This window comes from Acidithiobacillus sp. 'AMD consortium' (assembly GCF_008926505.1).
Lineage (GTDB): Bacteria > Pseudomonadota > Gammaproteobacteria > Acidithiobacillales > Acidithiobacillaceae > Acidithiobacillus > Acidithiobacillus ferridurans.
In genome coordinates this window covers 1,523,832-1,538,200 of the sequence record NZ_CP044411.1, presented here as the reverse complement: position 1 = coordinate 1,538,200, position 14,369 = coordinate 1,523,832, and the positions used below count along the sequence as shown (strand labels likewise).

15 protein-coding genes and 1 tRNA gene are annotated in these 14,369 nt (G+C 58.3%); 7 read left to right on the top strand and 9 right to left on the bottom strand.

Annotation, left to right across the window (positions count from 1 at the left end; all coding sequences use genetic code 11):
- Positions 1-7: 7 nt before the first annotated feature.
- The 7 genes from F6A13_RS07960 to F6A13_RS07930 form a co-directional block, all read right to left on the bottom strand.
- The gene (locus F6A13_RS07960) at positions 8-952 is read right to left on the bottom strand and encodes a beta-ketoacyl-ACP synthase III (protein WP_126605560.1); all 945 of its coding nucleotides are present in this window, start codon (positions 950-952) and stop codon (positions 8-10) included.
- On the bottom strand, positions 949-1,974 hold the full coding sequence (gene plsX / locus F6A13_RS07955) for a phosphate acyltransferase PlsX (protein WP_126605559.1): 1,026 nt from the start codon (positions 1,972-1,974) through the stop codon (positions 949-951). Before plsX ends, F6A13_RS07960 begins: the two co-directional genes overlap by 4 nt.
- A 37-nt stretch (positions 1,975-2,011) precedes the next feature.
- The gene (gene rpmF / locus F6A13_RS07950) at positions 2,012-2,197 is read right to left on the bottom strand and encodes a 50S ribosomal protein L32 (protein ID WP_012536832.1); all 186 of its coding nucleotides are present in this window, start codon (positions 2,195-2,197) and stop codon (positions 2,012-2,014) included.
- 38 nt (positions 2,198-2,235) lie between these two features.
- Positions 2,236-2,697 carry a YceD family protein gene (locus tag F6A13_RS07945; protein ID WP_113525622.1) on the bottom strand — a complete coding sequence of 154 codons (462 nt, stop codon included), beginning with the start codon at positions 2,695-2,697 and terminating at the stop codon, positions 2,236-2,238.
- Between the two features lie 95 nt (positions 2,698-2,792).
- The gene (locus tag F6A13_RS07940) at positions 2,793-3,683 is read right to left on the bottom strand and encodes a YihY/virulence factor BrkB family protein (protein WP_113525623.1); all 891 of its coding nucleotides are present in this window, start codon (positions 3,681-3,683) and stop codon (positions 2,793-2,795) included.
- Entirely contained in the window at positions 3,680-4,393 is a 714-nt protein-coding gene (hda, locus tag F6A13_RS07935; RefSeq protein ID WP_113525624.1) for a DnaA regulatory inactivator Hda, read from the bottom strand. Before hda ends, F6A13_RS07940 begins: the two co-directional genes overlap by 4 nt.
- Positions 4,390-4,938: a CDP-alcohol phosphatidyltransferase family protein gene (locus F6A13_RS07930; protein WP_113525625.1), complete on the bottom strand. Its 549-nt coding sequence runs from the start codon at positions 4,936-4,938 to the stop codon at positions 4,390-4,392. The genes hda and F6A13_RS07930 overlap by 4 nt, the downstream gene beginning before the upstream one ends.
- A gap of 156 nt (positions 4,939-5,094) precedes the next feature.
- Between F6A13_RS07930 and F6A13_RS07925 the strand changes: the two genes are divergently transcribed.
- The 6 genes from F6A13_RS07925 (at position 5,095) to ppk2 (ending at position 10,608) form a co-directional block, all read left to right on the top strand.
- Positions 5,095-5,712, top strand: coding sequence for a superoxide dismutase (locus F6A13_RS07925; protein ID WP_113525626.1), 618 nt, complete (start codon positions 5,095-5,097; stop codon positions 5,710-5,712).
- Between the two features lie 142 nt (positions 5,713-5,854).
- Positions 5,855-6,892, top strand: coding sequence for a phosphoribosylformylglycinamidine cyclo-ligase (gene purM / locus F6A13_RS07920; RefSeq protein WP_126605558.1), 1,038 nt, complete (start codon positions 5,855-5,857; stop codon positions 6,890-6,892).
- Positions 6,885-7,550, top strand: a complete 666-nt coding sequence (gene purN / locus F6A13_RS07915; RefSeq protein WP_113525627.1) for a phosphoribosylglycinamide formyltransferase — start codon at positions 6,885-6,887, stop codon at positions 7,548-7,550. The genes purM and purN overlap by 8 nt, the downstream gene beginning before the upstream one ends.
- Complete coding sequence (locus tag F6A13_RS07910; RefSeq protein WP_126605557.1) at positions 7,547-8,299, top strand: competence/damage-inducible protein A; 753 nt, start codon at positions 7,547-7,549, stop codon at positions 8,297-8,299. Before purN ends, F6A13_RS07910 begins: the two co-directional genes overlap by 4 nt.
- Positions 8,300-8,400: 101 nt before the next feature.
- Complete coding sequence (locus F6A13_RS07905) at positions 8,401-9,789, top strand: dihydrolipoyl dehydrogenase (protein ID WP_151528141.1); 1,389 nt, start codon at positions 8,401-8,403, stop codon at positions 9,787-9,789.
- Positions 9,790-9,822: 33 nt separating this feature from the next.
- A complete protein-coding gene (gene ppk2, locus F6A13_RS07900) occupies positions 9,823-10,608 on the top strand; it encodes a polyphosphate kinase 2 (protein ID WP_113525630.1) in 786 nt (261 codons plus the stop codon).
- 17 nt (positions 10,609-10,625) lie between these two features.
- Here ppk2 and rnr read toward each other — a convergent pair whose 3' ends face one another.
- Positions 10,626-12,866 (bottom strand): ribonuclease R, encoded by a 2,241-nt coding sequence (gene rnr / locus F6A13_RS07895; protein ID WP_113525631.1) that lies wholly within the window; start codon positions 12,864-12,866, stop codon positions 10,626-10,628.
- A gap of 37 nt (positions 12,867-12,903) precedes the next feature.
- On the opposite strand from rnr, the gene F6A13_RS07890 reads away from it, so the two are divergent.
- Positions 12,904-12,990: transfer RNA gene (locus F6A13_RS07890), tRNA-Leu, on the top strand.
- A gap of 50 nt (positions 12,991-13,040) precedes the next feature.
- Here the strand turns inward: F6A13_RS07890 and F6A13_RS07885 are convergent.
- Positions 13,041-14,336: an adenylosuccinate synthase gene (locus F6A13_RS07885; protein WP_113525632.1), complete on the bottom strand. Its 1,296-nt coding sequence runs from the start codon at positions 14,334-14,336 to the stop codon at positions 13,041-13,043.
- Positions 14,337-14,369: the final 33 nt, after the last annotated feature.

The following is a 14,369-nucleotide window of genomic DNA, read 5'->3' as shown; positions in this document are numbered from 1 at the left end:
AGGGCTTTCAGCCCCAACGCAGGAGCGCTGATCCCCAGGTAAAACCACCCCCGAATGCTTCCAGCAGAAGCCGTTGCCGCGGCTGAAAACAACCGCGTCGCGCGGCTTCATCCAAGGCTAAAGGTACCGAAGCCGCAGAAGTATTACCATGATGTTCCACCGTCGTCACCACCCGCTCCATAGGCAGGCCCAGCTTATCGGCCGTCGCCTGGATAATGCGGATATTGGCCTGATGTGGAACCAGCCAGTCGATTTCTGCGGGTGTCAGGGCATTTGCCGCGAGCGTTTCCTGTACAATCTCACCCAGGGTACGCACCGCCACGCGGAATACTGCGTTACCCTGCATGGTGATCCGTGCCTCCCCGTCGGGGACCTGCAGCAAGTCGGCATAGGCACCGTCGGCATGGATGTGTGTGGAGATAATACCGGGTTGATCACTAGCACTGAGTACCACAGCCCCGGCGCCATCCCCAAAAAGAATACAGGTCCCGCGATCCGTCCAGTCAACGATATGGGACATGCTCTCCACACCAACCACCAGCGCATGTCTAGCCCCACCGCTGCGAATGAAGCGATCGGCAGTCGCCAGCGCATAGATGAAACCGGTGCAAACCGCCTGGATGTCGAAGGCCGGCGCACCCCGGTTGCCCAGGCGGGCTTGCAGCAGGCAGGCGGTACTGGGGAATATCTGATCTGGAGTGGTCGTCGCCACGATAATCAGGTCCAGATCTGCCGCCTTCAGACCTGCGTCGGCCAGTGCCTGGCGCGCTGCCGCTTCCGCCATGTCTACGGTCTTTTCGCCGGGAGCTGCGATATGCCGGGAGCGGATGCCGGTACGGGCGAATATCCAGGCGTCGCTGGTCTCTACCATCTGCTCCAGATCGCGGTTGCTGAGAATACGTTCCGGCAGATAGCCGCCAGTGGCGACAATACGGCTGTAAATAGGTTTCACGCGCTGTTTCGCACCGTCGGATCGAGATTCTCCTGGATCACTTCGGCAATATGCAGGGTCAGGCGATGTTTGGCCTCGGCGATCGCTACTTTCACCGCGCAGGCAAAGGCAAAACGATCCGCATTCCCGTGGCTCTTGATGACGATCCCGTTCAACCCCAGCAGCGTGGCGCCGTTGTATTGACGGGAATCCAGGCGGCGGCGCAGGCGTTGCAGAATGGGACGATTGGTTAGATAAGCAATACGCCCATACCAGCCATGGGTATAGCTGGCGCGCAGTTCGTGACTGATCATCGTTGCCAGTCCCTCTGAGGTCTTGAGCGCCACATTACCCACGAAGCCGTCACAAACCACCACATCCGCGACTCCCTTGTAAATATCGGAACCCTCTACATTGCCGATGAAATTCAGCCTGGCGGCACGCAACAGAAGTGCCGCCTCTTTGACCTGCTCATTGCCCTTGATCTCTTCAGAGCCGATGTTGAGCAGGGCGACGCGCGGCCTGGTCACACCCATGACCCGCTCAGCGAGTATCGAGCCCATTACCGCGAACTGCAGGAGATGTTCCGGGCGACAATCCACATTTGCACCCAGATCCAGTGCGAGGAAACGCCCTGTGGTCGTCGGCAGAAAAGCGGCAATGGCCGGCCGGTCAATTCCGGGAATGGTGCGAAGGAACACTTTCCCAAGTGCCATAAGGGCACCGGTGTTGCCTGCACTGACTACAGCATCGGCGTGCCCTTCCCGCACCAGACTGATGGCGACATGCATAGACGAATCCCTTTTGCTCCTCAGGGCCTGGGACGGCGTCTCATCCATTGCCACCACCTGGCTGGCGTGGTGCACGACGACCTGATCCGATCGGTGGAGGTGTGCTTTCTCCAACTCCGTCTGAAGGGAAACCGTATCACCGACTAGGTGAAATATGACATCGGGGTGATCCTCGAGCAGATCACGGATGGCAAGCACCACTGTCGACGGGCCGGAATCGCCACTCATGGCATCTACCGCAATATGCGGCATCGCGAAATCTCCGAGACGCTCTGGCGCGGCAACCTGGTCAGGCTTCGACCGCCTTCTTCACGATCTCGCGACCTTTATAGAAACCACATTCGGGGCATACATGATGGGGCAGTTTGGCTGCTCCGCAGTTGGCGCATACGGAACGGTTTACCGTTACTAAAAAATCGTGGGCGCGCCGCATATCACGACGTGAACGGGAAGTTTTACTTTGTGGAACGGCCATGACTCAATTCTCCAATCTGTATCAAGATGTACTGTGCTTCACTTTACAACCATTGACGGCTCAAGCCCGGTAACCGGACAAACACCCGACTTCCAATCCTCGCAGCGCGGAATCATAGGCAGAGCTAGCAGCACTTCGTCCTCCAGCCAGCTTTGCTGAGCGACAACCCCGTCTTCCGCAAGTACCAATTCCAGATCAGGGTCCAGCGCGGTCACCGCAGACTCTTGCTCTGCCAATCCGCTGTGTACCACCACGGAAAGTTGCAAGGGCATAGCACCCATGCAGCGTTCGCAGCGGATTTCACCGCGCAACTCTATACGGCCATCGGCGGTAACCACCTGCCCCCTGCGGACCAGATCAAGGCATACATGCACAGCCTGCACACTAGCTAGCGCCTCACCCAGGCGCAACCAGACGCGAAGATCGACATCGCCATCCAGCCGGTCACCATGGACAGATACCCGGGCAATTGGCAGGCTGGACGCTTTGGCGGAAAACATAAGCGCGGGATATTAGCGATCACAGCGTTGCAAGTAAAGACCTTGTCGGCCCCCCGGCGCCCCTTCCTGATTTTAATGTATAGAGCGCATCCTCCCTAATGGTCATCATGCGTGATCCCCGCCGCTGCCACTTCGGCGCCAAACAGCACACTGGCCCAGGCCATGTACAACCAGAGGAGAAAAACGGGAAAAGCGCCGAGTGCGCCATATAGGGTTTCGAAGGTTGAAAATTGCAGGTAACCAGCCAGCACCATCTTTGAAATCTCAAACAGAATGGCTGTGGACACACCGCCGAGAAAAACATCCTGCCAGCGCGTGGGCGCTGATGGCAGGATTTTGTAGAGTAGCCCCATCATCACTGTAACCACTAGAAAGGTGAGTACATGGCCCAGAACCGGGGGCAGCAGGGGAATATGCGCCAGGTAGAGCAGCAGGGGTTGCAGGGGGCCCAAGAGAGGCAGAATGAGCGCAATACTGAGCGGACCAGCCACAAGCATCGCCATGTAACGCAAAATACGGCACCACAGGCAGGTCGGCGTGACCCCCCAGATGGCGTTAAAATGCCGCTCCACCGCATGCAGCAGAAAAATCGCGGTGATGCCCAATCCCAGCACCCCAAACAAACCCATTTGCGCGCCACGCGCCGCGAGGCTGTTTACCTGACGCAGAATCGCCCCTCCAGCCTGGGGGACAAAACTGCGTAAAACCAGATCATCCACCTGAGCACGGTGGAGCAGACTGAATCCTACCAGGTTCCACAGGCTGAATCCGAGAACCGCCAATGGTATCAGGCCAAAGAGCGTGGTATAAGCCAGCAACCCCGCGCGGTCGATACAGTCATCGTTCCAGAAACCATGCCATGCTCTGAATACCCGGTAGAACATACGCTGCCAGCAACCGTTTTGCTCTGCAGGGGCCGGGCGCAGCGCTTTATTCTTCTGACGAAAGCACCGGCGCACGGGCATTTTCCCCGACCCCGACGTCATGGCTTCTCTGCACCCAGGCAAAGGCGTATGAAAGGAATGGTCACTTCTCGCTGATGCTCCCAGCTTCCGGCGTCCAGCACAGTTAACAAGCCCTCCAGTGTAGAGGGATCGCGAGCATGATGACGTAACAGATAATGTGCGGCCTCAACACCTATCTGCAGGCCCCGGCGCTGCGCCATTTCCTGCAGAATAGCCACTCTTTCCGTGTCATCGGGCAGGCGCAGTGCGACTTGCAGGCAGGCGCTCGCCCTGCTGGCCCAGTCGGGAAGTGCCCAGTCCAGGAAGCGGGGTGCCGCGCGACCGGCAAGGAGCATCGGCCGCCCATTACTCATGCGCTCATTGTACAGGTCGAATAAAAAAGTTTCCTTATCGCGCTGACCGGCCCAGGCCTCGATATTATCCAGACACAACAGGGGGGCTGCCACGAGGCTGGAGAACCCCTCAAAATCCTTTATCCTGTTGAATAGGTGGGGGACATCTCCACAATCCATATACGGTGTCCAGCCGGCAAGCGCCGCGGCCGCCCCCAGCAGCAAATGACTTTTACCGACCCCGCCCGGGCCATAAAGGTAAAGACATAGGCTTTGTGGTTCAGCCACGAGGTTCAACACTGCACGCAGTGCCGCCGCGTTGGGACAGGGGTAATACCCCTCTAGGGTTGCGGGCGCCTGCACGCCCAAGGGGAGAATGCGCTGTCGGGTCCCCATCATGATTGGCCGGAAGCCCTGTCCTGGGCAATGGCCTTGCGACTCCATACCCAGACATATTGCCCCCCCGACGCAACGGCCGTAACGAATACCAGGACAAAGACCGGCAGTAGCGGCATCCGCCAGCGGCTGGACGCCTCGAACAGCACTAGCACAATGACGACAAATTGTAACGCGGTGTTCCATTTCGACAGCAGCGTCGGGTGGATAGTGAATTTTCCGATCAGCAGCAGGTAGAGCAGACCGCCACCCACGATCAACAGGTCCCGAGAGATAACGGCGACTGTCAGCCACAGTGGAATGCGCTGCAACCAGGTCAGCGTGATAACCGTCGTGACTACAAGCAATTTGTCCGCCACCGGGTCGAGAACGGCACCCAGACGGGTCTGGAGATGGTAATGACGGGCTATCCAGCCATCCAACGCGTCGGTAACCGCTGCCGCAAAAAAAATGACCAATGCCACGGCGAAAAAACCCCTCGCCAGTGCATAGAAAATTACCGGCACCAGAAAGAGCCGCAGCAAGGTCAACAGGTTCGGCAGGTTCATGACCGTGAAGCTAGGCAAGGGCGCGGCGGCTGTCAAGAACAATCGGGGGCAATACAGGTTCAAACGACCGGCAGGTCGTTTGCAGACGGAATGCCCACTGACTACAATCAAGGCAGTATTGGTTCAGTTCTAAACTTGAAATCAGGAGAATGACGAATGTCCGAATATAGCGTGCGCGAAGAATTGAAGCCCGGCGGCTTGGATGGCATCTCCGATGCCCAAATTACGGATCACTGGGGCCTTTATGTCGGTTATGTCAACCAGAGCAATGCGTTGCACAAAGAGCTGGCAGAAATGCGGGCGGCGGGTAAAACCGGTTCCCTCGCCTATGCAGATCGCCGTAGGCGCTTTGGCTTTGAGTATAACGGCATGGTTTTACATGAGTATTATTTTGCGCAACTGAAGCCGGGCAGCAGCATCGATCAGGCCCCCGGCTTCAAGGCAGCGGTCACGGAACAGTTTGGCAGTGCTGAGGTATGGCACGAAGATCTGGTGTCTGCCGCCAAGAGCCGGAGCGTTGGTTGGGCCATCGCCTATTATGATGGCACTACCGGTCAGATCAACAACCACTTCGTTCAGCTCCACGAGGACGGTAACGTGAGTGGTTTCGTGCCGCTGGTTATCGTCGATGTCTTCGAGCACGCCTACATGGTGGACTGGAAGGCACTTGGCCGCGCGGATTACCTGGCAGCCGTTCACAAAAACATGAACTGGGGCGTGGTGGAAGCGCGCTTCCAGGCCGCCCGGAGTGGTCAGATTTTCAAGCGCTTCTGACCACCGGTAGGAATCCGGTCCGAAAAGAGCGGTTCGCCGCTCTTTTTTATTGGGTCGCGCCTGGGTGAGGATCCCCGATTCCACCTTTGACAGGCGCCAGATGCCCTCATACCATGAGCCAAACCCCATTGAGGAAGTCACCGTGGACACCCCAAAGCCTTTGACCTATCGCAGTGCTGGCGTGAATATCGACGCTGGCAACGCATTGGTGGACCGTATCAAACCTCTTGCCAGAAGTACCCACCGCCCCGGTGTACTGGGCGGTATCGGTGGTTTCGGCGGATTATTCGCCCTACCCGGCGGCTATCGTGAACCGGTACTGGTGTCGGGCACCGATGGGGTAGGTACCAAGCTGTTGCTGGCCTTGGAAGCCAACCGACATGACCATATCGGTATCGACCTGGTCGCCATGTGTGTCAACGATATCCTCGTTTCCGGTGCCGAACCCCTGTGGTTTCTCGATTACTATGCCTGCGGGCAGTTGGACAATGTCGTGGCGGAAGCGGTCATTTCCGGGGTGGCTGAAGGCTGCCGCCAGGCTGGCTGTGCTTTGCTGGGTGGCGAAACGGCGGAAATGCCCGGCATGTACCCGGCCGGACATTATGATCTTGCCGGCTTTGCGGTGGGTGTCGTGGAGAAGTCCGCCATCCTGACGGGTGCCGCTTGCGAGGAAGGCGATGCGGTAATCGGCATCGCCTCGTCCGGGCCACACAGCAACGGTTATTCGCTGATTCGGGAAATACTGGTGCACAGTGGTGCCCACGCCCATGTCCAGATCAATGGTGAACCGCTGGTGGATCTGCTGCTACAGCCAACCCGGATCTACGTCAAGGCCATTCAGGCGTTGCATCAGGCGGTTACCATACGCGCCCTCTCCCACATCACCGGCGGCGGACTGGTGGAAAATCTGCCCCGTTCACTGCCTGCAGCGCTTGCCGCCCATATCGACCCCAAAGCCTGGCAACTGCCGCCCATTTTTCAATGGCTGCAGGAACAGGGGCAGGTCTCCACGGAGGAGATGCGACGGGTCTTCAACATTGGTATCGGCATGGTAGCGATCGTACCCTGGGACTCCAGGCAGGCGGCAGTAGAGTCTTTGGCAGCGCATGGCGAGCAGGCCTTCGTTGCTGGGCAGCTGGTGCCACGCCGGGACGGTGAGGGAGTACGTTTTCTTGACTAAAAGGCTGGTGATTCTGGTTTCCGGCCGGGGAAGCAATCTGCAGAGCATCCTTGCAGCTTGCCGTAGCGGGCAGATACCGGACACCCGTGTCGTAGCCGTCGTCAGTAACCGTCCAGCCGCCGGCGCGCTGGAGTTGGCGGTGCTGGCGGGCATTCCTGCCCTTACGGTCGACCATCGCGATTATGGGACCCGAGTGGATTTCGAGGCCGCACTGCAAAGGCAGATTGACGACTACGCCCCGGATGTAGTGGCATTGGCGGGGTTCATGCGTCAGCTCACGCCCGCTTTCGTTCAGCATTATGAGGGCAGGATGCTGAATGTTCATCCTTCCCTGCTTCCTGCCTTTCCCGGCCTGCATACCCATGCCCGGGCGCTGGAGCAGGGTGTGTTATGGCATGGTGCCAGCGTCCATTTCGTGACATCAGCGCTGGATGCCGGTCCGGCCATCATTCAGGCAGCGGTAGCAGTGCTGCCGGAAGACGACGAGCAATCTCTTGCTGCCCGCGTGCTTGATGCGGAACATCGTATTTATCCGCAGGCGCTGGCGTGGTTGCTGACCGGCCGCGTGGCCTACGCCGCAGGGCGCGCCCAGTGGCGAGATCCGCCAGAGACGGCCATGCGCGAGGCCATTGCCCCCTCTCTGGAGAGTTTCTCATGAGCAAAGATGTTGGCTTGGTGATCATCGGCACAGAGATACTCTCCGGCAAACGGGAAGACCGTCATGTTGTCCGCAGCCGCCAGCAATTGGCACGACGCGGCTATGGCATAGCGTGGTGCCTGATCATACCCGATATCCGGAATATCCTGCTGAGCCAGCTGCGCTGGGCCATGGCACAGCCCCTGCCGTTTTTCTCCTTCGGCGGCTTGGGGGCGACACCCGATGACCTGACCCGCGATTGCGCCGCGGCGGCGGCCGACGTTGCCTTGTCCCGGCACCCCGAAGCGGAGGAATGGATTCGTCGGCAGTATGGCGAAAAGGCAGAGCCGGTACGGATCCGAATGGCCGATCTGCCCGCCGGGGCCAAGCTGATTCCCAACCCCGTCAATAATGTGCCTGGATTTTCCGTGGGTAACGGGCATTTCTTTCCGGGATTTCCGCAGATGGCAGAACCTATGAGCGATTGGGTGATCGAGCAGTATTTTCCGCCCATAGTGGCTGACGTGGAGGCCCGAATTCTGTTACCCCATGCGCGGGAGGGCGATCTGGTCCCCCTCATGGAGAGTTTCTGCGTTGCCCATCCGGAAGTTCGTTTCTCCAGCCTGCCCAGTTTCAAGACGGATGGTCCGCAAATCGAGCTCGGTGTGGCAGGACGGGAGTACGATGTTCAGGCCGCCACCTACGACCTGAAGGCCCGTCTGGAACGGATGGGCCTCGAAGTCCGGGATCTGGGCCTCCCGGAATCGTAATCAAACAGACGAGGGCCTACTGGTGGTTTTGCTGACAGGTACCTGCAAACTGGGGAGGCCACCGTCATAATGAACTAGACTTTCCCATATGGAGGTGTCCAGTGATCATTCAATACGCTGATCTGTTGACCATCGGTGCTGGAGGCGGCGCTTATCCTGCCGCATTTCGGCTGGCCAGGGCGGGACGTTCTGTAGTTATGGTGGATCCCAAGGGGGTAATGAGCGGAAACTGCCTTTACGAGGGTTGCGTACCTTCTAAAGCCATTCGGGAAACCGCCGAAATCTACCAGTCGCAGCGACGCTTTGCCGAACGAGGTCTGCCCGGGACCATTACCGTCGACTTCGCAAAAATCATGGCGCACAAGGACAGCATCCAGTCGCGGCGCTATCAGCAACACGCCGCAGACTTGGCCGCCACACCGAATATTCAGATGATTCAGGGAGAAGCACGGTTTATCACCCCTCACGAAGTGGCCGTCGATACGGCGGACGGCGAACGGCGACTCCGGTGTGCCCAGGTGATCATTGCCAGCGGCTCCGATGTATTCGTCCCCCCGGTTCCGGGATCCGAGTTCTGCCTTACCAGCCATGATCTGTATAAACCTGACCCCATCCTCAAAACCCTGCCGGAGCGGATGATCGTCATCGGTGGCGGTTATATCGGTCTGGAAACGGCCACGTTCTTCGCTGCCCTGGGCACCAGGGTCACGCTGCTTCAGAGAGGTGGGCAACTTCTCAACGGTATGGATCCGGGTATGGTGGCAGTGCTAACGCCGTTGCTGGATCCGTCTATTCACATTCTCACCGGTATAGACGTGACGGCAGTCGAGGTAACCCCTGAGGGAGGGCGGCGCGTACATTACACCCGTGGAGAAGAGGACGACACCATCGATGGCGACGTAGTGCTGATGGCCGTGGGCAGGCGTCCCGTCATTCCTGCGGGCGCCGCCGAAATCGGTATTACCGTGACACGAAAGGGTGTGGCTGTGGGAGCGGACCTGCAGACGGCCCATCCCCATATTTATGCCTGTGGTGATGTAAACGGCCGCGTACCTTTATTCCACGCCGCCGTGCGCCAGTCCATGGTGGCTGCACACAATATTCTCGGTGGCAATATTCCCATGGATTATGCGGATTTCCGTCATATACCCACCACCATCTTCACCCTGCCGGCGGCCGCCTATGTAGGCATTACCCCTGCCCTGGCGGAAGCGCAGGGTATACCGTTGCAGATCGGCCGCTATGACTTTGAGGAAGATTCCCGGGCGCAGATTCTGGAACGCATGGAAGGTGGCATTCAACTGTTTTTCGCTGCGGACAGCCTGCGCCTGCTAGGCGGTTGGGTGGTGGGGATCGATGCCGGTGCTCTTATCGGCCAGATCGGCACGGCCGCCGCCCACGGCCTCACCGCCTACGATCTGGCCCGCTTTGCGGACCAGCACCCAATGAGCGCCGAAGGCATCGGCAAGGCTGCGCGCAGCCTTTTTTAATACCACGTTATTCACCATTAAAAGGTACGCGTCATGACCAAGCACAAAGAAGAGAAGATCACGGAAAAACAACGCTACAAAGAAGAGTTACACCAACTGCAAATCGAGCTGGTCAAACTGCAGCGGCACATCATCAGCAAGAATGAAAAAATCCTGATTATTCTGGAAGGCCGCGACACGGCTGGCAAGGATGGCACCATCAAGCGCATTACGCAGCATCTCAGCCCTCGCGAAACCCGTATCGTTGCACTAAACAAGCCCTCTGACCGTGAAGAAAGTCAGTGGTATTTCCAGCGCTACACCCATTATTTGCCTTCCGCTGCCGAAATCGTGTTTTTCAACCGGAGCTGGTATAACCGCGCGGGCGTGGAAAAGGTCATGGGATTTTGCACCGATGCGCAATACGAGGAATTTTTTTCTGAAGTAACAGATTATGAAGGTATGCTGGTGCGCTCGGGTATCCATTTTTTTAAAATTTACCTGGATATTTCCCGGAACGAGCAAAAAAAGCGCCTGGAGGCACGCAAAGACGATCCGCTCAAGCAGTGGAAAACCAGTCCTATCGATGAGCAGGCGGTGAAACACTGGAAGGATTACAGCAGCGCGCGCAATGCCATGTTTGCGCGTACCCACACCAGCTTCACGCCCTGGACCGTTGTAACTGCAGACGACAAGAAAGCCGCGCGCCTGCAGATCATCAAATGGCTGTTGAGTCACCTGGATTATGCAGACAAGGATGTCAGCCTGACCTTACCCGATCAAACCATCATCTTCGGCTATGACCCGCTCTGCCTGGACAACGGGATGATCAAGGCATAAGCCGGATACATGTGCTTTTATGCATCTTTCCTGCTGCGCCGGGCCCGCCGGTTCTTCGCCGTGCCACTTTGCCCCTCCGGTATCACCCGCTCGAAATCAATCTTACGATCATCCAGATTGACGTTCGCAACCCTGATCTGGATTCCATCCCCCAGTTGGAATGTTTCCTTGGTCCGGTCACCAATAATCCGGTAATGCTGGGCATCGAAGTGAAAGTAGTCTTCACCGAGGGTGCTGATATGGATCAGGCCCTCTACGTAGATCTCCCGCAGTGCCACAAAGAGACCAAACCCGGTAACGCCCGTAATGATGCCAGTATAGGTCTCGCCTACCTTATCCATCATGAATTCGCACTTGAGCCAATTCACCGCCTCGCGACTGGCCTCGTCAGCCCGCCGCTCGGTCATGGAGCAGTGCTGACCCAGTTCCTGTAATGCCTTTTGGGGGAACCACTGCGGTTCCGCGCCGGCTGCGTCCAGCAAAGCCTGAATGCCACGATGCACGACGAGGTCCGGATAACGACGGATGGGAGAGGTAAAGTGCGTGTAGGCCGGGAAGGCCAGACCAAAATGCATACCAGTATCCACGGTGTAATAGGCCTGCGAAAGGCTGCGCAGAATAACTGTTTGGATCAGACTGGAATCACCGCGCTCACGGGTGTCCTCAATGATGCGGGCCAGATCGGCGCTGCGGGGGTGGGTAGGCAGACGCACCGGCACACCGAGCTCCCCAAGAAAGCGCCGCAAATCTTCCAGCTTGTCGCCGGATGGCTCCGGATGCACCCGATATAGCATGGGCAGCTCGTGGATACGGAAATATTGCGCCGCGCACACGTTGGCCGCGAGCATACACTCTTCGATGATCCGGTGGGCTACGTTGCGCGTCACTGCGACGATCCTTTCAATGCGCGCCTGTTCATTGTAGATAATGCGGCTCTCCTGCGAATCGAATTCGATGGTGCCCCGCCGCTCACGGGCCTTGGCAAAACTTTCATAAAGTCGGTGCAGCACCTCCAGATGCGGAACCATGGCTGCATCCTGTGTACGCAAATCCTCGTCACCGGCCAATATGGCGGCCACTTCGTCATAGGTGAAGCGGCGCTGGGAGCGCATGACGCCCCGGGCAAAGCGGAAACGCTGTACCTCGCCCGCCATATCCGTCTCCATCTCACAGAGCATGCAGAGGCGGTCCACGTGGGGATTGAGGGAGCAAAGTCCGTTGGACAGTATCTCGGGCAGCATGGGGATCACCCGCCGCGGGAAATAGACAGAATTACCACGGGTCGTGGCCTCTTTGTCCAGCGCGGAGTCCGGTCGTACATAAGTGGCCACGTCAGCGATCGCAACGATCAGTCGGAAGCCGTCTTCGATCTCTTCAGCATAGACGGCGTCATCGAAATCTTTGGCGTCGGCGCCATCGATGGTCACCAGGGGAAGCGCCCGCAGATCGCGGCGCCCTACTTTGATCGCTTCCGGGACCGTCTCGGAGAAATGCGAAATTTCTGCAAGCACTTCGTCCGGCCACTGATGGGGTAACCCATAGTTACGGATCGCGATTTCCACTTCCATGCCCGGGGCCATGTGCTCACCCAGAATCTCGACCACGCGGCCCTGGGGCATATTGCGCCCATCCGGGTACTGAGTGATTTCCAGCGTCACGATCTGTCCGTGTACGGGTGCCAGCTCGCCTCCTTCCACCACGGCAAATTCCTGAGGAGTGCGACGATCTTCGGGGACGACGTAGCGCACCCCGCCTTCCGCGTAGTAACGTCCCACAACCTGTTTGAGCGCGCGTTCCAAAATACGCACGATCGCGCCTTCGATACGGCCGCGCCGATCCTCTCCGACCGCCCGGCCCAGAACCATATCACCGTGAAATACCTTGCGCATTTCCCGCGGTGAAAGGAAAAGGTCCTTCCCGCCTCCCTCTGGGATCAGAAAACCAAAGCCATCGGGGTGAGCGCTGACCGTACCGCGCACCAACTCCATCGCCTCCACGATTCCGTAAGCGCCACGACGGTTACGAACCAATTGCCCATCCCGTTCCATGGCCCGCAGACGCCGCCGCAGGGCTTCCTGGTCCTCTTCAGATACCTCCAGATCGGCGATGATATCCTCCAGAGTCGATGGCTGACCGGTGCTTTCCAGATAGCTGAGAATGTACTCCCGGCTGACGATGGGTCGCTCATATTTTTCTTTTTCCCGGTCGAACATGGGATCGCGGTCCCTCAGCGACGAGGATTCTTGTGTCTCCGGCATTGACAAATGCTCCTTAATAAATGATGATTCCATCCACGCCGAGGTGGCGGAATTGGTAGACGCGCTAGGTTCAGGTCCTAGTGAGCGAAAGCTTGTGCTGGTTCGAATCCAGTCCCCGGTACCAAAAGCAAAGGGTAGACCAAACGGTCTTCCCTTTTTTATTGCGTTGCTGCGTCACAGGGCCTCAGTACGTAAAATGGTGTCATCCCGATCCGGCCCAGTGGAGATAATCGCCAGAGGTCGTCCGGCGCGTTCTGCAATGGCCTCCAGATAGCGACGAGCGGCCTCGGGAAGGTCGTCCCAGTGCCGCACGCCTGCCGTGGGCTCTGACCAGCCTGGGAAACTCTCGTAGATGGGTTCACAGGCCGCCACTGCCTCCGCTCCACCGGGCAGCTCCTCCTGAACCACTCCGTTCACACGGTAACCGACGGCGACGCGAATTTCGCTGAGGCCGTCCAGCACATCCAGCTTGGTGATGCACAGTCCCGTTACCCCGTTGACCCGGCAGGCGGCCCGTAAAGCCACCGCATCAAACCAGCCGCAGCGCCGCGCCCGACCGGTGGTTGCACCTACTTCCGCGCCCCGCTCCGCCAGGAAGACGCCCGTCTCGTCAAAGAGCTCCGTAGGAAATGGCCCGGCTCCTACCCGCGTCGTGTAGGCCTTGGTAATGCCCAGTACATAGCCTAGTTCCGCCGGCCCTACCCCGCTTCCGGCGGAAGCGCCACCCGCTACCGTATTGGAGGAAGTCACAAAGGGGTACGTGCCATGATCCACGTCCAGCAGCGTACCTTGGGCGCCCTCGAAGAGAATCCTCGCGCCTTCCGCCTGCAAACGCGCCAGACGCACGGAAACGTCCACCACCATAGGCGCCAGACGCTCCGCAAGCCCCAGATACTGTTCCAGGATGGCATGAAAGTCTTGCGGCTCCTGTTTAAAATAGTGTTGGAGCACAAAGTTATGGTAGTCCAGAGCCTCGCCCAGCTTTGCCGCAAACCGTTCGCGATGAAACAAGTCCGCGACACGCAGCGCGCGCCGTGCCACCTTGTCCTCATAGGCCGGCCCGATGCCGCGACCGGTAGTACCGATCTTTGCCGCACCCATCGCCCGCTCGCGCGCCAGGTCAAGACTCTTGTGGTAAGGCAGAATGAGTGGGCAGGCGTCGGAAACGAACAGGCGCTCATGGGCATCGGACACCACCGGCCACAACTCGTCCAATTCGGAAAACAGAGCGAGGGGATCGAGCACCACACCGTTACCAATGAAACAAGACACCCCGGGCCGAAGAATACCCGATGGAATCAGGTGCAGCACCGTTTTCCGCGCTCCAATCACGAGGGTATGGCCAGCATTGTGCCCTCCCTGGAAACGTACCACGGCCTGGCAACGCTCCGTCAGCCAGTCGACAACCTTACCCTTGCCCTCGTCACCCCACTGGGTGCCGATGATTACAACATTTGAATTTATAGCCACGAACGACTCCACAAATGGGTCATTGGAAAATGA